Consider the following 20,748-nt stretch of genomic DNA (forward strand, 5'->3'; position numbering starts at 1 on the left):
CCAACACCATTATTGTTCTTTTGATGCCAATCACTGATTATATATGCAACAGTATATTTGGCATTTCTTTTAGCATTTTTCAGCTCACTTCGGAATAAAAATAATGTGACAATTATAAATACAAATGTAGCAAATACAAGTTTTATTTTTATTATACTCATTGCTACACTATTTCTTTATTTTAAACACTTAAATTTATTTCTATCTCTCAGACATTCTTTCAAATATAACAGGAAACCAGATAAGTAATATCTGATACAATAAGATTAGAATAGGTAATATTTTCCTAAAAATTATATTCTTTATGCTTCCGTAGTTATTTTTAACCATTATATTTTGTCTTGAAAATTTATTATTTTCCAGACTGACAAATTCTTTCATTATATTCAATATAAGTATTGATCCTGAAAATGACAGTAAAATGATTAGCAGCTTATTAGAGATAACATCATAGTAAGTATTTATAAAAAATAGTCCTGATAAGTAAATCGCTAAACATATCATAAGACCTCTTCGTAATTTTATTTGTTTGTTATACTTCATGAAGATTATATAACTTATTGCTACAAAGAATAAAGTATGTAATATTTTAATAAACATGTTTCTATTTTTTTATTTTAAAAGACCGTTATTTCTGGCTTTCTTTAATAAATTATTTCTTATGATACTATGTATTCAATAGAATCACCTTTCTTTTTTGAGACAGAATCTCCTATTTGATATGGATATTCCAAAAATTCCTCAATACTATCAGAAAATCTGACATAGCCTAACCTTATTAGCCTCTATTTTTTACTCAATAAAAATTCTATTACTATTATTTTTACGGTTTGATTATCATCAGTATACTCATAAATATCCGTAAAGCTTACTCCGGTTACAGGATTTGAAGTACAGTTAAAAATAAATATTAATGATGAAAGAATGATTATTTTTCTCATTTAAAACGATATTCTAATATCTTGGTTTTAATTTTACTTTTTATCTCTCTCCTTCAAAACCTCTTCAATTTCCTCCAAAATAAAACTTTTTGTCTTTAATAAAATCAAGAAATGATACAAAAGATCAGCCGCTTCATTTTTAAAAAGATCATCATTGTTGTCTTTGGCCTCAATAACCAGTTCTATAGCTTCCTCTCCTACTTTTTGAGCAACTTTATTGATCCCTTTTTTATAAAGAGAATAGGTATATGATTCCTCAGTTTTTTCATCAATTCTCTGCGAAACTTTACTTTCCAGTTCATATAAAAATCCCTTATTATTCTTATCTCCAAAACAGCTGAAGCTCCCGGTATGGCATACTACATTTTTAGGAACAGCTTTGATTAAAATCGTATCCTGATCACAATCTATATCAATACTTTTCACCGTTAAAAAATTCCCGGATTCTTCACCTTTTGTCCAGAGCCGTTTTTTTGAACGACTGAAGAAAGTGACGAGTTTTTCTTTTTGTGTTTTTTCAAAGGCTTCTGCATTCATATAGCCCAACATCAGTACTTGCAGGGTTCTGTCATCCTGTATAACAACAGGAACTAACCCATCCTTTTTATCAAAATTAATTTTCATCGTATTGCAATTTTTTTAGATTTTAGTTCATTTTTTAAATCTGTAATTTTTATTTCTCCAAAATGAAAAACACTGGCAGCCAACGCTCCTGTTGAAAGAGTTTTATTAAATACGTCTTCAAAGTCATTTATGTTTCCTGCTCCTCCGGAAGCAATAACCGGAATATTTAGGTTTTCCGAAATTATTTTTGTAATTCTAAGGTCAAAGCCGTTTTTTGTTCCGTCTCCATCCATCGAAGTCAAAAGAATCTCTCCGGCTCCCAAGTCCTCTGCTTTCCTGGTCCAGTTTAATGTTTTTAAGTCAGTTATTTCCCTGCCTCCTTTAACAAATACACGGTCAAAACCATTAACAAACCGGGTATCGATCGCAACAACAATACACTGGTTTCCAAATTCTTTAGCCAGTTCAGCAATAAGATCAGGATTTTTAACCGCTGAGGAATTGATACTGATTTTATCTGCACCTGCTTCCAAAAGCCTTCTGACGTCTTCCACTGATGATATTCCGCCCCCCACTGTAAAAGGAATGCTTAATTCTTTTGCGATGTCTTTAACCAGACCGACGAACGTTTTTCGCTCTTCAAGCGTTGCTGTAATATCCAGAAAAACCAATTCATCAGCCCCTTCTTCTTCATATCTTTTAGCCAGTTCAATCGGGTTTCCGGCATTTACAAGACCTTCAAAGTTAACCCCTTTTACGGTGGTTCCGTTTTTAATATCCAAACACGGAATAATTCTTTTTTTAAGCATTAATTATAAAATTTTGAAGTTCTTGTACACTTATTTTTCCTTCATAGATAGCTTTCCCGATAATAGTTCCCGAGCATCCGATTTCTTTCATTCTGTAGACATCCTCAATACACGAAATACCGCCACTGGCAACCAATTCTACACCTGTCTTCTCTATAATTTCTTTGTAGAGATCAGTTGACGGACCTTCAAGCATTCCATCTTTTGAAATATCTGTACAGATCACATTTTTAATCCCTTTTTTCTGATAGGCCATCATAAAATCGATCACCTCTTTATCACTGTTTTCCAGCCAGCCGGATGTCTTTATTTTTCTATTCTGGCAGTCAGCACCCAGAATAATTTTTTCAGGTCCGAATTTTTCAATCAGTCCAAAACAAAACTCGGGATCCTGAACGGCAATACTTCCGATAGTGATTTGAGCTGCCCCTGAATCAAACGCAATTTCAATATCCTCCAGAGTTTTTAAACCGCCACCAAAATCAATATGCAGCGATGTTTCTTTGGCAATACTTTTCAACACTTTCTGATTAACAATATGCCTGGATTTAGCACCATCCAGATCCACAAGATGCAGAAACTGTATTCCGGAGTTTTCAAATTCCTTCGCCATTTCCACAGGATTTTCACTGTAAATTTTCTTGGTATCATAATCTCCTTTGGAAAGACGTACACATTTTCCGTCAATAATATCGATAGCAGGAATAATCTTCATACTTATAATTTTAAAAAATTGTTTAATAACAGGCTTCCTATTGTTCCTGATTTTTCGGGATGAAACTGCATCGCATAAAAATTATCTTTCTGCAGAGATGCACTGAATGGCAAGATATAATCACAGATAGAAGTTGTATTCTGAGATACTTCACAATAAAAACTATGAACAAAATAAACATCACTTTCTTCCTTTATTCCTGAAAAAACAGATGATTTAAAGTTGGAAATAGTGTTCCAGCCCATATGCGGAACCAAATCTTTTGCCGGAAATTTTTTGACATTAATATCAAAAATCCCCATGCCTGCAGTATTTCCTTCTTCATTATTTTTGCACATCAACTGCATCCCCAGACAAATTCCTAAAACAGGCTGTTTCAAACCCGGAATCAACTGGTCCAGCCCTTTTTCCTTTAAACTCTTCATCGTCGAAGATGCTTCCCCCACTCCCGGAAAAATCACTTTATCTGCTTTTTTGATGATCTCAAAATCATCTGTTATTATAGATTCCGTATTCAATCTGTTTAAAGCATTCTGCACGGAATTGACGTTTCCGCCGTTATATTTTATAATTGCAACCATTTATAAGCTTCCTTTTGTTGAGGGTAAATTAAAATTCTGATCGGTCTGACTGACTGCCATTTTTATAGATTTTGCAAAGGCTTTAAAAATCGATTCGATCTTGTGGTGTTCATTTTCTCCTTCAGAAGAAATATTTATATTACATCTGGCAGAATCTGTGAAAGATTTAAAGAAATGTTCAAACATTTCAGTAGGTACATCTCCTATTTTTTCTCGTTTAAAGACTGCACTCCAGACCAGCCATGGACGACCACCAAAATCTATTGCTACCTGAGCCAGGCAGTCATCCATAGGAAGCAGAAAACCATATCTTTCAATTCCTTTTTTCTTGCCTAGTGCTTTTGAAATAGCTTCTCCCAAAACAATTCCTGTATCTTCGACTGTATGGTGTTCATCAACCTGTAAATCTCCTTTCACTTTAATTTTTAAATCTAAATTTCCATGTTTAGAAATTTGCTCAAGCATATGGTCAAAAAAGTGTAATCCTGTTGAAATCTCTGCATTTCCGCTACCATCGAGGTTAACCTCAATTTCAATATCTGTTTCATTTGTTTTTCTTGAAACGGACGCTTTTCTTGGAATTTGTTTTAAATATTGATAAATTTCAGTCCACTTTTCCGTCGTTAATTCAGCATCGTTATGTGAAAATTTATTAATAAAAATCGCTTTTGAACCCAAATTTTTTGCAAGCTGAATATCCGTTTCCCGATCTCCAATGACAAAAGAATTTTTAAGATCATAGTCCCCATAAATGTATTTCCCCATCATTGCCGTCCCAGGTTTTCTGGTAGATAAATTTTCATGTTCAAAACTTTTATCGATCAAAACATCATTAAAAACAATGCCTTCATTTTCAAATGCCTGCATCATTTTTTCATGAGGTCTAATAAAATCGTCATACGGGAAACTTTCTGTTCCTAAACCATCCTGATTGGTTACCATAACCAATTCATAATCCAGCTCTTTAACAATTTTTGAGAGATTCTGAAATACTCCGGGATAAAACTCCAGCTTTTCCAGAGAATCTACCTGAAAATCTGTGGGTGGCTCTATAATTAGGGTTCCGTCCCGATCTATAAATAATACTTTCTTCATAATTTCAATCATTATTTTTCTGTTATTGAAAACTTATTAGGTTACAAAATTCTCAATAGTTGAATCAATTTTATATTTTCTTCTCTGTTTCCAATATTTATACGAATACAATTCGGGATTTGCGGGCTTCTTTTACTGGTCAGGATTTCTTTTTCCAACAATACCTGATACACTTTTTCAATGTCTGTACATTCAATTAAAAAGAAATTAGCATCACTTGGAAATATTTTCTTGATACACTGAATATTTGACATTTCTTTCCTTAACCAATCTTTTTCCGTTAGAATATTTCCTACATTCTGTTCAAAATCAGAAACTTTATCAAGACATTCTACAATAAGGTCCAGGCTTAAAGAATTTACATTATAAGGGGCTTTCACCGTATTGATAAAACCTATAATTTCTTTAGATGAATAAGCGACTCCCACCCTTGCCCCGGCTTTTCCCCAAGCTTTTGAAAAGGTTTGCAGGACAATCAGATTAGGATATTTGTTTAATAATTCAAGGCTTGATTTATTTTCAGAAAATTCAATATAAGCTTCATCAACCACTACAATTCCTTTAAAGTTCTGAATAAAAAACTCAATATCTTCAATACTGTTTCCTGTAGGGTTATTGGGTGAGCACAAAAAGAATATTTTCAATTCGTTTTCGTTGATTACTTTTAAAAAATCCTCTTTTACAATCTCAAAATTTTCATTTAAATTTAATTTTACTACTTGGTTTTCATTAATTGATGCATAAAAACCATACATCGCAAATGATGGATTCATCATTAAAACTGAATCTTCCTTTGGTTCACAGAATACTTTAATGATGAGATCAATTAATTCATCGCTTCCGTTTCCAACAGCAATCTGATCAGGAGATACATTTTTAAATTTCCCCAATTTTGTTTTTAATTTTTTCTGTGTAGAATCTGGATAACGATTATACTCGCCAAACGGACTTTCATTAGCATCCAGCAAAACAGGAGCATTAAATTCATTGTGGTCTCTGAAGCTGATATAAGGCTGTAGTTCCAATATATTTTTTCGGACGAGATCTGTTATAGTAATTGTTGTCATTTTTTATTGATTTAATCGGATGGTTACGGCATTTTTATGAGCAAATAATCCTTCTGCTTCTGCCATTAATTCTATTGTTTTTCCTAAATTCTGAAGTCCTGTTTCTGATAAATGCTGAAAGGTTATTTTCTTTACAAAACTGTCGAGTGAAACCCCACTGTAATTTTTTGCAAAACCGTTGGTCGGAAGAGTGTGATTTGTTCCGCTTGCATAATCCCCTGCACTCTCACAAGAATAATTTCCAAGGAAAACAGATCCTGCATTTTGAATTCCGGAGGTATATTTTTCAAAATCTCCCAATGCTAAGATCAAATGTTCAGGAGCATATAAATTGCTGAATTCTACAGCTTCTTCAACTGAACCCAAAAGGATAAAATGACTGTTTTTCAAAGATTCTTCTGCCAATTCATTTCTGGGAAGCTCTTTAATTTGTTTTTCTATTTCTTCAATCGTTTCAGTAAAAATTCTCTCGTCTGTTGAAATAAAAATCACCTGGCTGTCACTTCCATGCTCCGCCTGTGACAGCAAATCTGCAGCACAAAATGCAGGAACGGCCTGTTCATCTGCAATAATTAATACCTCGCTCGGTCCCGCAGGCATATCAACAGCCACTCCGTAACGCTGGGCATATTCTTTACCAGCCATTACAAACTGATTTCCCGGTCCGAAAATTTTATACACATTCGGAATACTTTCTGTACCTAATGCCATAGCGGCAATGGCCTGAGCACCTCCTGTTTTAAATATTTTTGTAACTCCGCAAAGCTGTGCCGCATAAAGAATTGCAGGATTAATCTCTCCTTTTTTATCCGGAGGAGTACATAATATTATTTCTTTACAACCGGCTAACTGTGCGGGAATAGCCAACATTAAAACAGTGGAAAATAAAGGAGCAGTACCTCCCGGAACATAAATTCCGACCTTCTCAATCGCCCTGTTTTCTCTCCAGCAGATTACACCGGAAGTTGTCTCTATTTTTTTATCTTCAGCTTTTTGAGAAGCATGAAATTTTATAATATTCTCCTGAGCTTCTTGAATAGCTTTCTTAAGTTCTTCACTAATTAAATTGGCTGCCTGATTAACTTCTTTTTCAGAAACCTGAATATTTTCAGTATCAGCATCATCAAATTTTTTATTAAATTCAATGATAGCCTTATCACCGTTTTTCTCAACTTCGTTAAAAATGTCAACGATAACCGATGTCAATTCCTCTCTTTTGAGTTCGGGTCTTTTTATTAATTCAGTCCAGATATCTCTTCCGGGATATTTATTAATTTTCATATTATATTACCATTTTATCAATTGGAATAATCAGGATATCCTGAGCACCTTTCTCCTTAAGTTCATCAATAACTTCCCAGAATCTTTCTTCATCAATTACAGAATGAATACTGCTCCATCCTTCCTGAGCCAGCGGAATGACGGTCGGACTTTTAAGAACAGGCAGTGTTTTTGAAATGATCTCAATTTTATCATTGGGAACATTCATCAGGATATATTTTGAATTTTTCGCTTTTAAAACAGCTTGTATCCTGAAAAGAAATTTTGAAAGGATTTCAGATTTTTCCTGATTCAGACTCGAAGTTTTTGCAAGAACGGCTTCAGATTTTAGTAAAGTAACCGTCTCTCTCAAGCCATTTTTGAACAAGGTACTTCCTGAGCTTACAATATCACAGATTCCGTCTGCCAGCCCTATATTGGGAGCGATTTCCACAGAACCTGAAATAATATGAATATCTGCTGAGACCTTATTTTGCTGAAGGAAATTTTTAAGAGTATTCGGATAAGATGTTGCAATTTTTTTACCTTCAAAATACTGAATATCATCTGTTTCAATTTCTTTCGGAATTGCCAGGGAAACCCGACATTTTGAGAATCCCAGATTCTGAATAATTTCAATATTTTTTTGTTTTTCGACTAAAAGATTCTCACCTACGATCGCGATATCTACCACGCCGTCTTCCAGATATTGAGGGATATCAGAGTTCCGTAAATACATGATTTCCATAGGGAAATTATCGACAGAAACTTTAAGCTGGTCTTTTCCGTTGTTGATGAAAATTCCGCAGTCTTTAAGAAGCTGGAGAGATTCTTCATAGAGCCTTCCGCTTTTTTGTATTGCTATTTTTAATTTACTCATTATACTTCTGTTGAGTCTGAGCAAATAAAAAATGGTTGAATTGAAAAAATTTCCCGGGATAAATTTAGAAACAAAAAAACCGTCTATTTACTCAGACGGTTTTTAATTATTTTGATTTTTAACATAGTCATATATCAACAATTCCGTCTAGCAGAGATGATGATAATAATGATGTACTGTTAAAAAATCCGGTTTCATTGTTGAAATTTTGAATGACAAAGGTATGGTTTTATTTTTTAACCCTGCAAATTTAATTTCGCCAAAATTGATTATTGATGATTTTAAAGAAAAATATTAATAATAAATAAATTATAAACTAATATATTTTTAAATTTAATATATATTGATGTAAAATTTTAATTTAATGATTTTGATTTAATATATTTGCGCCCGTAAATATTTTTTGAATATAATCAAAAAGCTTTTCAATAAAGCGATTTCTGACACATGGCTGATTGTAATTAAATTCCAAATTATATTTAAAAAACAACACCTATCACTCATTTCCGATTTTCAATAAATTAATTGTATCATAATAAACTAAAATTAATGAAAAAACATTTAGTAACATTAATGGGTCTGTTGAGTTCATTTGCGTTCAGCCAGGTGGGAATTAATACTTCAAACCCACAAACGACTTTTCATATAGACGGAATGAAAGATAACCCTGCAACAGGAAATCCAAGTCAGGTACAACAGCTAAATGATGTCGCTGTTGATCTGAATGGAAATGTAGGAATAGGAACCACTACTCCAACTGCCAAACTGGAAATTAACTCTACCACAGGAAATGCTTTAAAAATTACAGATACTACTCAAGGTTTAGGAAAAGTTTTAACCTCAGACTCTAATGGAAATGCCAGATGGTCGGCTCCGGGAACGAGTCTTGCTAAATTAGCCATAATTCCCACTGCAGAGCAAACAGTAACCACAATTGATGACCCTCAAATCACCGGAGACCAAAGGATTGCCTATTCAGGAGCTTATATTACTTTAACTCCCGGAAAATATCAGGTCAATTTCACAATGTGGTGTGCGCCTACCGGCACCAATGCATCCAGCAGTAATGTAAATGATGGTTTTGCATCGGTCTTTTTATCAACTTCCGCTACCAGTAATATAGCTCCTACCTATCTTTCTCCTATAAAATCGATTATTATTCCCCGTTTATACAATAGTGCTGCGGCAAGCCCGGATTATTACGGGTCCGGAAATATTGCGGTAAATATTACAGCTCCAACGACTTTGTATCTGTGGGTTTATATGTCAAACGGTAACTGGACAAGTACCGCCACAAGAAATATGAGATTCAGATTTGATGCAGGAAGTTACGGACCATACGTTCAAATGTATGCTGTTCCTTTTGAAGTTGAATAGCTATCCGATAATAAGAAAGTCTTCCATTACAGAAGACTTTTTTGTTTAGTTATTTTTTTAAATAGACAGATAAAGATCTATCAGCTCATTGGCAATAGGCTCATCATTAAATTTCTGAACAAACTCAAAACCCTTATCTGCGCGTCGTTTACGCTCGGCTTCATTGTCCCATAAAAATTTTATTTTAGACTGAATATCTAAATAATTATTGGGATCCACATATAAAGAATCCGGTCCGCCCGCTTCGGGAAGGCAGCTTGTATTGCTTGTAACAGCAACTGTTTTAGAAAACAGCGCTTCGATTACCGGAATTCCGAAACCTTCGAAAAAACTCGGATAAATAAAAATATCAGCAAGCTTATAAATTACAGCCAATTCATCCATTGAAACGCTCTCAAGAAAATAAATCTGATTTTCAAGTTTATTTTTTTTGATAAATGTTTCAATTTTTTGAAAATATTTTGTTTTTCTTCCAACCACTACAAGCGGGATATTACTCCCGTTAATTCCCTTGACAACATTCAGAAGATTTTTTCGGTCTTCAATAGTTCCTACATTTAAAATAAACCTTTCAGGCAGCCTGAACTTTTCTTTGGTTTCTTTAATTATCTGTTCTGACTGCTGTTCTTTAAAAGCCTGATGGCAGCCCTGATAAATAACCTCAATCTTATTTTCAGGAACTTTCAGAAACTGTATAATATCTCTTTTTGTCTGTTCCGAAATCGCAACAATTTTATCTGCGGTATGAGCCGCTTTTTTGAATTTCCAAAGGTGAATTTTCCGGTCAAAAAATGAATAATATTGAGGATATCTTACGAATATAAGATCATGAATGGTTACAATTTTTTTGATCGGAGCTTTGTCCCATTTTAAAGGTAACTCACCTGATAATCCATGGAAAATATCTGCCTTTTGTTTTTGGGCATCCTTGCCCATTTTGAACTGTCTGGACATGTTTCCTTTGGAAGTTCCGATAAAATGAACATTCGGATTTTCTAAAATCTCTTTTCCTCTTTCCGATTTATTTTTATTCAGTAAAATATAGTCGTTCTCAGGAAAATATTTTGTTAAAATACGTACAAGATCACGGGAATAGTTCCCTAATCCTGAAGTGTTATGAAAGAAACGCTTGGCATCAAAGGCAATCTTCATGATTCTATTTGTTTTTGAAATTCCTGAAACGTTCCAAAGCTATGGTTTTTATTTTTAAGCCAGCCTACAAATTCGTCAAATCTTTCCACCATCTCTTTTCCTGAGTTTTTAACAGTAAAACCAGGCAGTTTAAAGGCTTCATCTTTAATTTCGGAAAATTCCCAGGGATGGAAATAAATATTCAGGTAACGATCCTTTTTTAATACATCTGATGCCAGCTTTTTGTAGAATGATAATGGAAAATTATGAAAGCTTAACCAAAATAAAGGAATTCGGAAATTCGGAGAAACCGAAGCCGGAATTTGCGTCACATTACCTTCTTTAAAATAGGTTCTCGATACCTTTAAGTTATTATATCTTCCCGGAAGAAAAGTAGGATTTATCGATGAATTATAAGCGTATCCTGCATTTTCCACAGCATTCCTGCTCACAGGCATCATTCTGGGCATCCGAAGCCCAGTCACTTTTGTGGAGAACAACTCTTCCAGCCTGTCTTTAGACTCTTTCAGATGTTTTTCTTCAAAATCTGAATGAAACCAAGTGTGAGAAGCCAGTTCATGGCCTTCATTTAAAAGTCTTTCAATAAGATTTTTGCTGTTTTCCGCAAAAACGACAGTTGAAAAAAAGGTGGCTTTTGCGTTATGTTTTTTCAGGATATCTAAAATTCTTTCCAGTCCTGTCTGTGAAATTGAAATCTGCTTTTCAAAAGGAATTGTTCCTTTATATTCTAATGGCATATCAAATTCTTCGATATCAAAACTTAATAAAACCATTCTAAAAATTTTTGTTTTTGATAATATAATTAGGTCTTTCTTTCGCCTGTTTAAAGATTTTTCCTAAATAAATTCCTATAATTCCCATAATAATTAACTGTAGCCCTCCGAAGAAAACAATCGTCATAATTAATGATGCCCAACCTGATATTTCAGTATGTGCAATAAAAGAATGAATGACATAAGTCCCATACCCCAACACTGAAATGGCAGAGAATAAAAAACCCAAATAAGCAGCAATATACAAAGGCTTCACACTAAAAGCGGTAATTCCTGTGAATGCAAATGTGAGCATTTTTTTAAGGTTGTAGCTGCTTTCTCCTGATAATCTTTCACAGGCTGTGAAGTCGATTCCCACTTGTTTGAAGCCCATCCAGCTCGTTAATCCTCTTAAAAATAAATCATCTTCGTTAAAGCTTCGCATCACCTCCACGGCTTTGGCATCCATCAATCTGAAATCTGAGCCACCTCCTTTGGTAAGATTTACGTCCGAAAGGCTCGATAATATTTTATAGAAAAAGTCAGATGTTTTTCTTTTAAACCATGAAATTTCTTTAGGATACGTTCTTATTGTAAAAACGATATCATTACCTTCTTCCCATTTTTTTATCATTTCAGGAATCAGTTCCGGAGGATGTTGAAGGTCGCCATCCATTGAAATTACAGCATTTCCCCGGGCATTATCTATTCCCGCTTTTACAGCAGGCTGATGTCCGAAGTTTCTTGAAAACTCAATGAATTTCACTTCATCGTACTGTTGGGAAAGCGCTTCTAATTTTTGTTGCGTATTATCTCTGCTCCCGTCATTTACAAATATGATTTCGAAACCATAATGATCCAATCCATCAAAAATATCTTTTATTTTCTGATGAATCATGGCAACATTTCCTTCTTCGTTATAGGCGGGAATTACAATTGAAATTTTTTTCATATTTATTAATTCAGGCTATAATTTTTTTCAAAATCTTTGGTTAAAAGTTCATAGGTTACCCTTATCCAAACGATAATACAAGGTACAGCTTTTAAAGAATATTTAATGATGTAGTTTTCTTTTACAAATTTCGGAAATAAGTCGGAAGTCGAAAAACATGTGAAAATAATGACGAAAACCAACAGTCCGATGATCAATGGTTTTCTTTCTTTCTGAAGGAAAAACCAGATTAAAACTCCTACTACAGCAATAATGTATGTCGGAGATTCTGAACTTGAGCTGAACAATACCAGAAATAGTAAAGTCGAAGCAAGAATCATGAGCTGAAATGCGTAATTTTTATATTGTTTAATTCTGATGTATGGTGCTGCAAATAAAGGTAAGCCCACCGCCAAAAATACTAGGTTTGAAATCGAAGCATCGCCTAAAATTCTTCTGAAAAACCCCATCAGTGAAATGTCCTGCATATTTCCCAGAACCTGATTTTCGCTATTTTTTTCAACAATCGACTGGAACCAGTCAGAATAACACTGAATCACAAATTTAGGACTTGAATAAGCCATCGGAAGGGCAAAGAATATAACAGCAATAACCAATCCCGAAATAATAAATCTAGCCTTATTTTTGATGAAAAAGAACTGAGTAAGACCTACAATCCCATAGATTTTCACAAAAATCCCTATCAAAATTGCCGTAACAGACTGTACTTCTTTTCTTTCATAAATATAAGTTGCCGACAGTAGCAAAAGCCCTGTCAAAGCGACATTAAACTGTAAACTTAAAGCTGCTGTAATATATTCCTGCAGACAAAGCAGTCCAAAAATGGCTTTTTTAGCATCTGAAAACGGGAGTTTATAAATTCCGTAAATAAAGATAAAAGTATTGGCTACATTCCAGAGGGAAATACCCAGCCAGTCGGGCATTACCGCAAAAGGAGCAATCAGTGCACTGAAGAAGACACCATAGTGGTTGAGATCAAAATAAAGATCCGGATAATGGATAAATAAATTTTTCTGATTGACCGTATTAAAAAATACATTTTTAAAAATCAGATAATTATTAATTGCATAATCCCCTCTTAAATATTTGGAAATGGCAGTAACAACCGATATAATAAGATAAACCCCAAATATATATTTAGGGTTTAAAAGTATTTTAAGAAATTTTTCTTTCAAGATTGTGGGTTTTAGTTTAAAATATAATCTTAAACAGCAACATTATTCTCTCTCAATGCATCATTTAAAGACGTCTTTTTATCAGTAGACTCCTTTCTCTGACCGATGATCAAAGCACAAGGAACCTGATATTCTCCAGCCGGATATTTTTTTGTGTAACTTCCTGGGATCACGACAGAACGGGCAGGAACTCTTCCTTTGATTTCTACCGGAGTATCTCCTGTTACATCAATAATTTTAGTGGAAGCAGTTAACACAACATTCGCACCCAAAACGGCCTCTTTTTCCACGTGTACTCCTTCTACCACGATACATCTTGATCCGATAAAACAATCGTCTTCAATAATTACCGGAGCAGCCTGAAGCGGTTCCAATACACCACCGATTCCAACACCTCCACTTAAGTGAACGTTTTTACCGATCTGTGCACAGCTACCTACTGTTGCCCACGTATCAACCATTGTTCCTGAATCTACGTAAGCTCCAATGTTTACATAAGAAGGCATCATAATAACTCCCGGAGCAATGTACGCTCCTTCTCTTGCTACTGCATGTGGTACAACTCTTACGCCTTTTTCAGCATAATTTCTCTTTAAAGGCATTTTATCATGAAATTCAAATGGCCCTACTTCGATAGTTTCCATTTTCTGGATCGGAAAATACATTACCACAGCCTTTTTTACCCATTCATTTACCTGCCATCCGTTTTCTGTAGGCTCTGCTGTACGAAGTTCACCTTTGTCAACCAAAGAGATTACTTCTCTGATTGCTTTTTGGCTTTCTTCGTTCTGCAATAATTCTCTGTTGTCCCAGATATTTTCAATTGTTTGTTGTAACGACATCTTTCTAGTTTAAAATTATTCGCGCCAAAGATACAAAAAAGTTCAGCAAAACATTTTGAAATCGGATAAGTTGGAATGATTTAAATCAACCGTCGCACTTTGATTTTATAATTGAGATAAGCGGTTCCATGCTGCTGTAATAAAAATTCCTCTTCGTGTCTTATCTGAATCTGAATTAGTATAACACTTATTATTAAAAAAATCAGGGAAATTAAAGTGGGTAACAAAAGACATAATCCTGCTAAGCTTACAATCATGCCAAGAAAAATAGGATTTCTGGAGTACCTGAAAAGCCCTTCGGTAATTAAATCTGTTTTCAGGTCTTTATCAATCCCGATTCGCCACGAATTTTTCATATTGTATTGAGCGACAATCACCCAGATAAAACTTAAAACCATGAGAAAAGCTCCTGTCAGTTTCAAAATCTCAGCATCTAAAAAATTGATTTTAAAGCTTAATAAAATCTCGTAAGGAAAAAGAAACAGAAAAATGGTGTAAAGAAACAGAGTGATTAAAGTCAGTTTGAAATATCTTCCGATCAAACCATACGCAGAATCGTCTTTTGGAAGATGATCGGGATTTTTTCCTATTCTCTTTGCAACAATACAACTCATTCCAACGAATGCTGTCATAAAGAACAGGATAAAAAATAACGGAATAAAAATTCTGATGAAATCTGTCATAATTAATAATTTTTTAACAAATTTCATTTTTTCAGAGATGCAATTCTATTGCAAACTATCGTGTTTATAAAACTCTTTGTGCATGGAGATAGGCTTTATTCCAATATTTTTCGTTTAACGAAGAAATAATCACACCTTTTGAAGTAGATGCGTGAATAAATTTTACCTCACCGTCATTTCCTATATCATGAACGATTCCCACATGAGAAACTCTGCTTCCTCCTGAAGTTGCGAAGAATAAAAGATCACCTGGTTTTGCATCTTTTATATCAATTTTATTTCCTGCTTCAGCCTGGTCGGAAGATCTTCTTGGAAGCTGGAAGTCATTTTCCTCAAACACCTTTACTGTAAATCCGGAGCAGTCGAATCCCGAAGATGTATTTCCTCCAAACTTATAAGGTGTTCCGATATATTTTTCGGCATCTTTTAAAATATCATTGATTGATCTTGAAACTTTACCGTCAAATTTTGAATCCAGTTTACGAAGGTTTTCGGTTTTCGCTATTGTTTTTGTGCCGGTATTTTTCTTTGTGGCAACATTTTTTGAACTTCCGCAGGAAACAATAAGTGAAGAGGCAATCAGTAAAACAGACAGCTGCTTTATTCTTAAATGATTTTCAAATACTCCCGTTTTCATATCCTTCTGATTTTTAATAAAGTAACTAATTCAAGACAAATATATAAATTTATATTTTAATTATATTAAAACTATACTAGAACTATATGATAAATATATGTTAAAAATTAATATTCAATTAATTATCATTATATTTGATCTTTATTTAAACACAAACAGCACGAAATTTTTTGCTAATCCAGTAATGCTTTTTGTAATAAATATTTTCAAAACTTATACATGGCAACCTACGAAAGTCTGATTAAGATAAAGGGCGCAGTCGGCGATCTTGTTTTTTATGAACTGAATGGCAAAAATGTCGTGCGGAAGAAAAGCGGTTTCAATAAAACGGCTTTTAAAAAAAGTCCGTCTTATGAAAAAGTCCGACAAAACAGTTCTGAATTTGGGCACTGCTCCAAAGTTGGAAAAATCATCAGGCAAGCTCTTGACAACTTTATAAAAGAAGCCGTAGACCCTCTACTCTATCAGAAATTTGCAAAAGTAATGACTGAGATTAAAGATCTTGACAGCCTTTCTGAGCGAGGAAAAAGAACTGTCAGAAATGGCCTCTTCCATAAAAACGGGCCCAAAATCCTGAGAGAATTTCAGTTTGGAATTCAGCCTAATCTGAATCATATTTTATCAGTTTCAAAAGAGAAAAATTACCCGATACTGTCTCTCAATCATGAAGTTTCAGCTGATGAAATAGAACTTATCAGTCTGAAAATTGATTATGAAAACTATCTCACTGAATATTTTTCGGAACAAAGTATCATCAGAGATCAAAAGAAAATCTCTTTTCAAAACTCTTTTCCTGAGGAAGATCTTATTTTGTATTTTGCAGCATTGAAAAAAGATCATAAGATTTTGAATATGGGATTTCTATAAATCCGGACCTAAAAAAAGACTACCTAAATCATTAGATAGTCTTTTTTATATATTCTGAATTGTTATTTACTTCTTCTCTCCCTTCCAAGATCCTGATCTTTCAGGAGTAGGAACTGAGTTTACCCAACTTCCTTCAGCTTTTTTCTCGGTAGTTAATGTCCCACGGAAAGTTCCGTCTGAAGGTAATCCAATAGAACCCGTAAGTTCTCCCGATGTAGAAACACTTCCTGAAATGTTATAATTTTCATCATTAATATCAGAATGCATCGTTCCTGTTACTTTTCCATCACTGGCAACCACAAAATTCCATATTCCTTTATCACTTCCTTCGTAAGTTCCGGACCACGTACCAATGTAATCGTAAATTGTATCATCATCAGAACTACATCCGATAAATAAAAAAGCGGTTAATAAGAGTAAAAAAAATTTCTTCATAGTTTTAAAAATCAGTTCACGTTAGATTTTGAATTTCGCAAATATATAATATTAATTTAATCTGTTCATCTTTTTGCAAGGTTTATTTTTTATTACTTTATAAAATTCTGTTTTTCTACTATATTTATGATGAAATCAATAATTTGATGTTTTTTTCATTCCTTCTTTTCATATGAATATCTTATTTTTGAAAATCTAATCTTCAGAATGAAAAACAGACCTACAATATTGCTGACTATAGCCTCCGGCTTTTTGTTTTTATCCAATGTAAATGCGCAAGAGAAAGAGCTTAAAGATTTTACAAAAATTTTTACTGATTTTAACAAGTGCAGATATGAAAACAAGTGTGTTGAAGATATTAAACAATGGCATAAAAATATCGCAAATTCTTTCCGCAAACTGATTGTAACGAATAATGATAAAATATTCACCGAACCTTATAATGACGTTTATAAAAAGTACAGTATTGACACTGAAAAGTTCATATACAAGGCTACTTTCAGCAATAATGGTAAAAGTTTCTCAGCCTACAGCTACAAGAGTGACCATGCAAACAGGTATTTTATCGTTGACAATTCTACGCACAGCATTGTCTACAGCAGCTTGAATAGTGTGATTTTTTTGGATGGCATATTTGCTGTTGATCAGCAGTATTATTTAGTTATTGAAGATATGTCAAGCGATAAAACAGCGTCAGTCTATATGCTTTCCAAGGATAAGAAATGGGAAAATGCGGAAGCTTTTCGAGGCGAAGGCTTTGGTATGACCCTTAGTGAGCCTTATTACAATAAATCATTCAGAGAAAAAAGGAAAAGATTCAACCTAGATTACAGAACAGCAACGACTTACCCTATAGAAAGCAAGAAAATATTTTTTAATCCTGAAACAAAGGTTCTCTCTTACCGACAATATTCCGATAAAACTCATTACAAAGAAATTTCATCGGAATGGAAAAATAAAAGGTTTGATATTGACGACTTTACCTATGAAGACCCTACTAAAACTCATATTAATCTTAAAATATATAAGTAATTTCAAATAAGATTTCTATATTTGCTGCGGATTAGGGGGATTAGCTCATCTGGCTAGAGCGTTAGACTGGCAGTCTAAAGGTGACGGGTTCGATCCCCGTATCCTCCACCACTTAAAACCCTTTCTTACAAAGGGTTTTCTTTATTTTCAGCTTTTTGGAAGCGTATTGATCAGTAACAAAAATTAATACGCTACGAATTTTATTACAAAAATTTCAGATGTTCTCATTTTATTTGTATTTTATGTTGATTTAAATATAACCGATTATTTTTGAGTAATTTAACTAATAGAATAAATAAAAAAAAATTCATGTACATTACTAAAAATTTTAGTATGTACTAATTTTTTAATACATTTGTATAAGAAATTCTAGTAGTTGCAGCTACTAGAATTTCAGAAAATTACTTTTCTTTCTTTTTAAAAGATTTTAAAATTTCGAAAAGAAAGTAGCAAAAAGTCAAATGTTGTTCATAGTTAACAACCTCCTCATTATTGAGGAATTCTAATAAAAAAGTCATTTTTTTAATTCGGTAACATAAATAAACATTAAAAGCCGTTACCTTTTACTTGAAATGTTTTTTTTAAGTCAATAAAAGCCACCATCAGACTCCAATCTCAAAGGTGGTTTTTATATTTATATTGTTTTCGTATTCTTTTATTAAAATAATAGCGAAAATATTTGAGATTACAAAATTCTTTACTTTATTATTTGCTATAATTAACCTAATTACAAAGGTAGAAAATATATCAATTGGTCTATTTTGAGCAATGCAAATAGTATCATTGGCGATCAAATAATTTGCACTAACAAAATCCTCAGCCTAAGAAGATATATTATAAAGTGTTTTTTACTAAGAAAACCGGTATATACTCCGACCCTCGATAATTCCTTGAAACTGATCCATTAGAGCTCCCGCAACTACATACAATACGCGACAACTCCTTTTTCTCTTTCTCGGATATTCTCATTAAACAATTTCTGCAGATCCTGCAGCCAATATTTATAAGCCTTAAACTTTTCCTTCTGTATCTTATTCTCTTATTACCAAGCTTTTTGGTATAAATTCCTGACTACATATAGCGCACTTCTTAGGCTTTACCCTCTCCATTCCCAACTCTCTTTACAGTAAATTTACGGTGGGGGATTTTTAAAAACAATACTACAATGAAATATTTTTTATTTTTTTTTTGAGCAAACCATTACAACAATACAATGTAAAAGATGGTGATTATGAATTTTAAATAAGGACTTATTTAGATTGATTTTAAAATATAGTAAAATTTTAAAATAGTAAAAACAGTAAATTTATAGTAGGTGTAAATGACTACAAATAAAAACATAAACAACTGGCAATCAATACGCATTTAAATTCGTTTAAATCCCCGTATCCTCAACACACTTATTTAACATTCTTATTATTAATATTTTACAATAATAAATTTTATAAAATAGTAAGGATTTTCTTTATTTCATCTTTTGGAAGCGTGTTAATAGGTAACAGAAATTAATACGTATGAAAAATTTTAATTTCGGATGCAGGCGCTCCGACTTCACAGTAACCAGTTCGAATAATAACTGGTTTATGCAATGTAGTTTTTACGAAGAAAAAATAGAGAAAAGCTTTTTACTTTTAATGTGCGGAAAGCCTTAATATTCGATATATTTCCTGAATAGAAATAAAAAAAGGCTGTTAAAAGACAGCCTCTATATCAAATGGAAAAGATTAAATTATACCGGTTCACCAGGATTCCCTGGTCCATTACTCCTACAAACCTCTCCAACAGGAGCACAATAATAAGGCAGTCCCCGCGTACAGCATTTTTTGTATCCTACTATACAGTTTTGAACACAAGCCTCTATTCCTCCATTAATAGAAATCAGGCTTTCTCTTGAAAGTTTTTTTAAATTTTTCATGGTTTTAATTTTTTAATGATTAAGTCATAACAAGTTAGCAATTAAATTAACAAAAAACTCATATTTAACTAAATATAAAAAAAATATTACCTATAAAATGCATTTTAATAGAAAATAATCAACACGAACACGCTCTAATTGTAAACGAAAAGAACTTATAGAAAGACTAAATCAGACGATTTTCTTGCGCTTTCTTTATGTTTAAATACAAAAAATAGGTTGTCTCAAAATTGAGACAACCTATTAAATTATAGTTCATGAAAAAATTTAAAGTTGATAAGCTTAAAAATTATTTCATTTCAATTGTTTCTGAAGTCGTTAAAATCTGTAATTCGGTATTTTCCGGTTTGATCAGTTGTAAAGGGTACAATTGAGGATTATACTCACCATTTAAAACTTCGTTCAGGGCGTGTTTTTTTTGTTCACCAAAAGTAACTACCAAAATATTTTCAGCTTTATTAATGATAGGTGCAGTCAAAGTAATTCTGTACATATCTTGTGGTGCCAGAAAATAAGCATCTACCCATTTTTTATTTTCGTTCAGGATTTTTTCTCCCGGAAATAACGAAGCCGTGTGCCCATCATCCCCCATTCCTAAAAGAATAAAATCGAAGCTGTCATTCTCACCAAGAACGTTTCTGATCTGCGTCTCGTATTCTGCTGCATATTCTTCAGCAGAAATCCCTTCTCTAAACATTGGGAAAATCTGATCTGCATTCACAGGAACTTTGTTCAAGAGTGTTTGAAAAGTCATTTTCGCATTGCTTTTTTCATCATTCAAAGGAACCCAACGCTCATCTACCCAAAAAAAGTAAACCTTGTTCCATTCTATTTTTTCTGCATAGCTCTTCGAAGCCAACAGCTCAAAGATGGCTTTTGGAGAACTCCCGCCACTTAAAGCCACAACAAATTTACCTTTTTTATTGATTGCTTTTTCGGCAAGAACAGTAAACAGGTCTGCGGCGTTTTTATAAAGTTGATCTAAATTATCTGCAACTGTAACATTCATTTTCTTAA

Annotated in this window: 24 protein-coding genes and 1 tRNA gene; 5 read left to right on the top strand and 20 right to left on the bottom strand. The window is 33.3% G+C overall.

Annotated features, from left to right (window positions below; genetic code table 11):
* Positions 1 to 785 precede the first annotated feature (785 nt).
* The 9 genes from M2373_RS02095 to hisG are packed head-to-tail and all read right to left on the bottom strand — an operon-like array spanning position 786 to position 7,912.
* On the bottom strand, positions 786 to 941 hold the full coding sequence (locus M2373_RS02095; RefSeq protein WP_259106935.1) for a hypothetical protein: 156 nt from the start codon (positions 939 to 941) through the stop codon (positions 786 to 788).
* 33 nt (positions 942 to 974) lie between these two features.
* The gene (gene hisIE, locus M2373_RS02100; protein WP_259106937.1) at positions 975 to 1,565 is read right to left on the bottom strand and encodes a bifunctional phosphoribosyl-AMP cyclohydrolase/phosphoribosyl-ATP diphosphatase HisIE; all 591 of its coding nucleotides are present in this window, start codon (positions 1,563 to 1,565) and stop codon (positions 975 to 977) included.
* Positions 1,562 to 2,314, bottom strand: a complete 753-nt coding sequence (gene hisF / locus M2373_RS02105; protein ID WP_259106939.1) for an imidazole glycerol phosphate synthase subunit HisF — start codon at positions 2,312 to 2,314, stop codon at positions 1,562 to 1,564. The genes hisIE and hisF overlap by 4 nt, the downstream gene beginning before the upstream one ends.
* Entirely contained in the window at positions 2,307 to 3,029 is a 723-nt protein-coding gene (hisA, locus tag M2373_RS02110) for a 1-(5-phosphoribosyl)-5-[(5-phosphoribosylamino)methylideneamino]imidazole-4-carboxamide isomerase (RefSeq protein ID WP_259106942.1), read from the bottom strand. Before hisA ends, hisF begins: the two co-directional genes overlap by 8 nt.
* A gap of 2 nt (positions 3,030 to 3,031) precedes the next feature.
* A complete protein-coding gene (gene hisH, locus M2373_RS02115; RefSeq protein ID WP_259106944.1) occupies positions 3,032 to 3,610 on the bottom strand; it encodes an imidazole glycerol phosphate synthase subunit HisH in 579 nt (192 codons plus the stop codon).
* Positions 3,611 to 4,705 (bottom strand): bifunctional histidinol-phosphatase/imidazoleglycerol-phosphate dehydratase HisB, encoded by a 1,095-nt coding sequence (gene hisB / locus M2373_RS02120; RefSeq protein WP_259106948.1) that lies wholly within the window; start codon positions 4,703 to 4,705, stop codon positions 3,611 to 3,613. It abuts the gene before it with no gap.
* 41 nt (positions 4,706 to 4,746) lie between these two features.
* Entirely contained in the window at positions 4,747 to 5,772 is a 1,026-nt protein-coding gene (gene hisC, locus M2373_RS02125) for a histidinol-phosphate transaminase (RefSeq protein ID WP_259106950.1), read from the bottom strand.
* A 3-nt stretch (positions 5,773 to 5,775) separates the two neighbouring features.
* On the bottom strand, positions 5,776 to 7,053 hold the full coding sequence (gene hisD / locus M2373_RS02130; RefSeq protein ID WP_259106953.1) for a histidinol dehydrogenase: 1,278 nt from the start codon (positions 7,051 to 7,053) through the stop codon (positions 5,776 to 5,778).
* Position 7,054: 1 nt separating this feature from the next.
* Complete coding sequence (hisG, locus tag M2373_RS02135) at positions 7,055 to 7,912, bottom strand: ATP phosphoribosyltransferase (protein WP_259106955.1); 858 nt, start codon at positions 7,910 to 7,912, stop codon at positions 7,055 to 7,057.
* Positions 7,913 to 8,461: 549 nt separating this feature from the next.
* Between hisG and M2373_RS02140 the strand changes: the two genes are divergently transcribed.
* Positions 8,462 to 9,289 (top strand): hypothetical protein, encoded by an 828-nt coding sequence (locus M2373_RS02140; protein WP_259106957.1) that lies wholly within the window; start codon positions 8,462 to 8,464, stop codon positions 9,287 to 9,289.
* Positions 9,290 to 9,346: 57 nt separating this feature from the next.
* Here the strand turns inward: M2373_RS02140 and M2373_RS02145 are convergent, their stop codons facing one another.
* The 7 genes from M2373_RS02145 to M2373_RS02175 all read right to left on the bottom strand — a co-directional run bounded on the left by M2373_RS02145 (position 9,347) and on the right by M2373_RS02175 (position 15,482).
* Positions 9,347 to 10,441 (bottom strand): glycosyltransferase family 1 protein, encoded by a 1,095-nt coding sequence (locus M2373_RS02145; RefSeq protein WP_259106959.1) that lies wholly within the window; start codon positions 10,439 to 10,441, stop codon positions 9,347 to 9,349.
* Positions 10,438 to 11,214, bottom strand: a complete 777-nt coding sequence (locus M2373_RS02150) for a polysaccharide deacetylase family protein (RefSeq protein WP_259106962.1) — start codon at positions 11,212 to 11,214, stop codon at positions 10,438 to 10,440. The genes M2373_RS02145 and M2373_RS02150 overlap by 4 nt, the downstream gene beginning before the upstream one ends.
* A gap of 1 nt (position 11,215) precedes the next feature.
* Positions 11,216 to 12,145 carry a glycosyltransferase family 2 protein gene (locus M2373_RS02155; RefSeq protein ID WP_259106964.1) on the bottom strand — a complete coding sequence of 310 codons (930 nt, stop codon included), beginning with the start codon at positions 12,143 to 12,145 and terminating at the stop codon, positions 11,216 to 11,218.
* Positions 12,146 to 12,150: 5 nt separating this feature from the next.
* Positions 12,151 to 13,320 (bottom strand): glycosyltransferase family 87 protein, encoded by a 1,170-nt coding sequence (locus M2373_RS02160; RefSeq protein WP_259106967.1) that lies wholly within the window; start codon positions 13,318 to 13,320, stop codon positions 12,151 to 12,153.
* 29 nt (positions 13,321 to 13,349) lie between these two features.
* Positions 13,350 to 14,162 (bottom strand): 2,3,4,5-tetrahydropyridine-2,6-dicarboxylate N-succinyltransferase, encoded by an 813-nt coding sequence (locus M2373_RS02165; RefSeq protein WP_259106969.1) that lies wholly within the window; start codon positions 14,160 to 14,162, stop codon positions 13,350 to 13,352.
* 80 nt (positions 14,163 to 14,242) lie between these two features.
* Positions 14,243 to 14,845 carry an isoprenylcysteine carboxylmethyltransferase family protein gene (locus M2373_RS02170; protein WP_259106972.1) on the bottom strand — a complete coding sequence of 201 codons (603 nt, stop codon included), beginning with the start codon at positions 14,843 to 14,845 and terminating at the stop codon, positions 14,243 to 14,245.
* Between the two features lie 64 nt (positions 14,846 to 14,909).
* Entirely contained in the window at positions 14,910 to 15,482 is a 573-nt protein-coding gene (locus tag M2373_RS02175) for a C40 family peptidase (RefSeq protein WP_259106974.1), read from the bottom strand.
* A 219-nt stretch (positions 15,483 to 15,701) separates the two neighbouring features.
* Here M2373_RS02175 and M2373_RS02180 point away from each other — a divergent pair, with 219 nt between their 5' ends.
* A complete protein-coding gene (locus M2373_RS02180; protein ID WP_259106977.1) occupies positions 15,702 to 16,349 on the top strand; it encodes a hypothetical protein in 648 nt (215 codons plus the stop codon).
* 66 nt (positions 16,350 to 16,415) lie between these two features.
* Here the strand turns inward: M2373_RS02180 and M2373_RS02185 are convergent, their stop codons facing one another.
* Positions 16,416 to 16,784, bottom strand: a complete 369-nt coding sequence (locus M2373_RS02185) for a hypothetical protein (protein ID WP_259106978.1) — start codon at positions 16,782 to 16,784, stop codon at positions 16,416 to 16,418.
* A 207-nt stretch (positions 16,785 to 16,991) separates the two neighbouring features.
* Between M2373_RS02185 and M2373_RS02190 the strand changes: the two genes are divergently transcribed.
* Together M2373_RS02190 and M2373_RS02195 are read left to right on the top strand one after the other, a co-directional pair.
* Positions 16,992 to 17,816, top strand: coding sequence for a hypothetical protein (locus M2373_RS02190; RefSeq protein WP_259106981.1), 825 nt, complete (start codon positions 16,992 to 16,994; stop codon positions 17,814 to 17,816).
* 34 nt (positions 17,817 to 17,850) lie between these two features.
* Positions 17,851 to 17,927, top strand: a tRNA-Ala gene (locus tag M2373_RS02195).
* A gap of 808 nt (positions 17,928 to 18,735) precedes the next feature.
* Here M2373_RS02195 and M2373_RS22565 read toward each other — a convergent pair.
* The gene (locus M2373_RS22565) at positions 18,736 to 18,846 is read right to left on the bottom strand and encodes a hypothetical protein (protein WP_409013178.1); all 111 of its coding nucleotides are present in this window, start codon (positions 18,844 to 18,846) and stop codon (positions 18,736 to 18,738) included.
* Positions 18,847 to 19,330: 484 nt separating this feature from the next.
* Here M2373_RS22565 and M2373_RS02200 point away from each other — a divergent pair, with 484 nt between their 5' ends.
* The gene (locus M2373_RS02200; protein WP_259106983.1) at positions 19,331 to 19,468 is read left to right on the top strand and encodes a hypothetical protein; all 138 of its coding nucleotides are present in this window, start codon (positions 19,331 to 19,333) and stop codon (positions 19,466 to 19,468) included.
* Between the two features lie 77 nt (positions 19,469 to 19,545).
* On the opposite strand, the gene M2373_RS02205 is transcribed toward M2373_RS02200, so the two are convergent.
* Both M2373_RS02205 and pgl read right to left on the bottom strand, forming a co-directional pair.
* Positions 19,546 to 19,731, bottom strand: coding sequence for a bacteriocin-like protein (locus tag M2373_RS02205; RefSeq protein WP_259106985.1), 186 nt, complete (start codon positions 19,729 to 19,731; stop codon positions 19,546 to 19,548).
* A 289-nt stretch (positions 19,732 to 20,020) separates the two neighbouring features.
* The gene (gene pgl, locus M2373_RS02210; RefSeq protein ID WP_259106987.1) at positions 20,021 to 20,740 is read right to left on the bottom strand and encodes a 6-phosphogluconolactonase; all 720 of its coding nucleotides are present in this window, start codon (positions 20,738 to 20,740) and stop codon (positions 20,021 to 20,023) included.
* Positions 20,741 to 20,748: the final 8 nt, after the last annotated feature.

This window comes from Chryseobacterium sp. JUb7 (assembly GCF_024806495.1).
Classification (GTDB): Bacteria; Bacteroidota; Bacteroidia; order Flavobacteriales; family Weeksellaceae; genus Chryseobacterium.

What these genes read in the sequence shown, in the direction of transcription:
- M2373_RS02095 (WP_259106935.1), bottom strand. Translation starts at nt 941, where the DNA reads ATGAGAAAAATAATCATTCTTTCATCATTAATATTTATTTTTAACTGT.
- hisIE (WP_259106937.1), bottom strand. Translation starts at nt 1,565, where the DNA reads ATGAAAATTAATTTTGATAAAAAGGATGGGTTAGTTCCTGTTGTTATA.
- hisF (WP_259106939.1), bottom strand. Translation starts at nt 2,314, where the DNA reads ATGCTTAAAAAAAGAATTATTCCGTGTTTGGATATTAAAAACGGAACC.
- hisA (WP_259106942.1), bottom strand. Translation starts at nt 3,029, where the DNA reads ATGAAGATTATTCCTGCTATCGATATTATTGACGGAAAATGTGTACGT.
- hisH (WP_259106944.1), bottom strand. Translation starts at nt 3,610, where the DNA reads ATGGTTGCAATTATAAAATATAACGGCGGAAACGTCAATTCCGTGCAG.
- hisB (WP_259106948.1), bottom strand. Translation starts at nt 4,705, where the DNA reads ATGAAGAAAGTATTATTTATAGATCGGGACGGAACCCTAATTATAGAG.
- hisC (WP_259106950.1), bottom strand. Translation starts at nt 5,772, where the DNA reads ATGACAACAATTACTATAACAGATCTCGTCCGAAAAAATATATTGGAA.
- hisD (WP_259106953.1), bottom strand. Translation starts at nt 7,053, where the DNA reads ATGAAAATTAATAAATATCCCGGAAGAGATATCTGGACTGAATTAATA.
- hisG (WP_259106955.1), bottom strand. Translation starts at nt 7,912, where the DNA reads ATGAGTAAATTAAAAATAGCAATACAAAAAAGCGGAAGGCTCTATGAA.
- M2373_RS02140 (WP_259106957.1), top strand. Translation starts at nt 8,462, where the DNA reads ATGAAAAAACATTTAGTAACATTAATGGGTCTGTTGAGTTCATTTGCG.
- M2373_RS02145 (WP_259106959.1), bottom strand. Translation starts at nt 10,441, where the DNA reads ATGAAGATTGCCTTTGATGCCAAGCGTTTCTTTCATAACACTTCAGGA.
- M2373_RS02150 (WP_259106962.1), bottom strand. Translation starts at nt 11,214, where the DNA reads ATGGTTTTATTAAGTTTTGATATCGAAGAATTTGATATGCCATTAGAA.
- M2373_RS02155 (WP_259106964.1), bottom strand. Translation starts at nt 12,145, where the DNA reads ATGAAAAAAATTTCAATTGTAATTCCCGCCTATAACGAAGAAGGAAAT.
- M2373_RS02165 (WP_259106969.1), bottom strand. Translation starts at nt 14,162, where the DNA reads ATGTCGTTACAACAAACAATTGAAAATATCTGGGACAACAGAGAATTA.
- M2373_RS02170 (WP_259106972.1), bottom strand. Translation starts at nt 14,845, where the DNA reads ATGACAGATTTCATCAGAATTTTTATTCCGTTATTTTTTATCCTGTTC.
- M2373_RS02175 (WP_259106974.1), bottom strand. Translation starts at nt 15,482, where the DNA reads ATGAAAACGGGAGTATTTGAAAATCATTTAAGAATAAAGCAGCTGTCT.
- M2373_RS02180 (WP_259106977.1), top strand. Translation starts at nt 15,702, where the DNA reads ATGGCAACCTACGAAAGTCTGATTAAGATAAAGGGCGCAGTCGGCGAT.
- M2373_RS02185 (WP_259106978.1), bottom strand. Translation starts at nt 16,784, where the DNA reads ATGAAGAAATTTTTTTTACTCTTATTAACCGCTTTTTTATTTATCGGA.
- M2373_RS02190 (WP_259106981.1), top strand. Translation starts at nt 16,992, where the DNA reads ATGAAAAACAGACCTACAATATTGCTGACTATAGCCTCCGGCTTTTTG.
- M2373_RS02200 (WP_259106983.1), top strand. Translation starts at nt 19,331, where the DNA reads ATGAAAAATTTTAATTTCGGATGCAGGCGCTCCGACTTCACAGTAACC.
- M2373_RS02205 (WP_259106985.1), bottom strand. Translation starts at nt 19,731, where the DNA reads ATGAAAAATTTAAAAAAACTTTCAAGAGAAAGCCTGATTTCTATTAAT.
- pgl (WP_259106987.1), bottom strand. Translation starts at nt 20,740, where the DNA reads ATGAATGTTACAGTTGCAGATAATTTAGATCAACTTTATAAAAACGCC.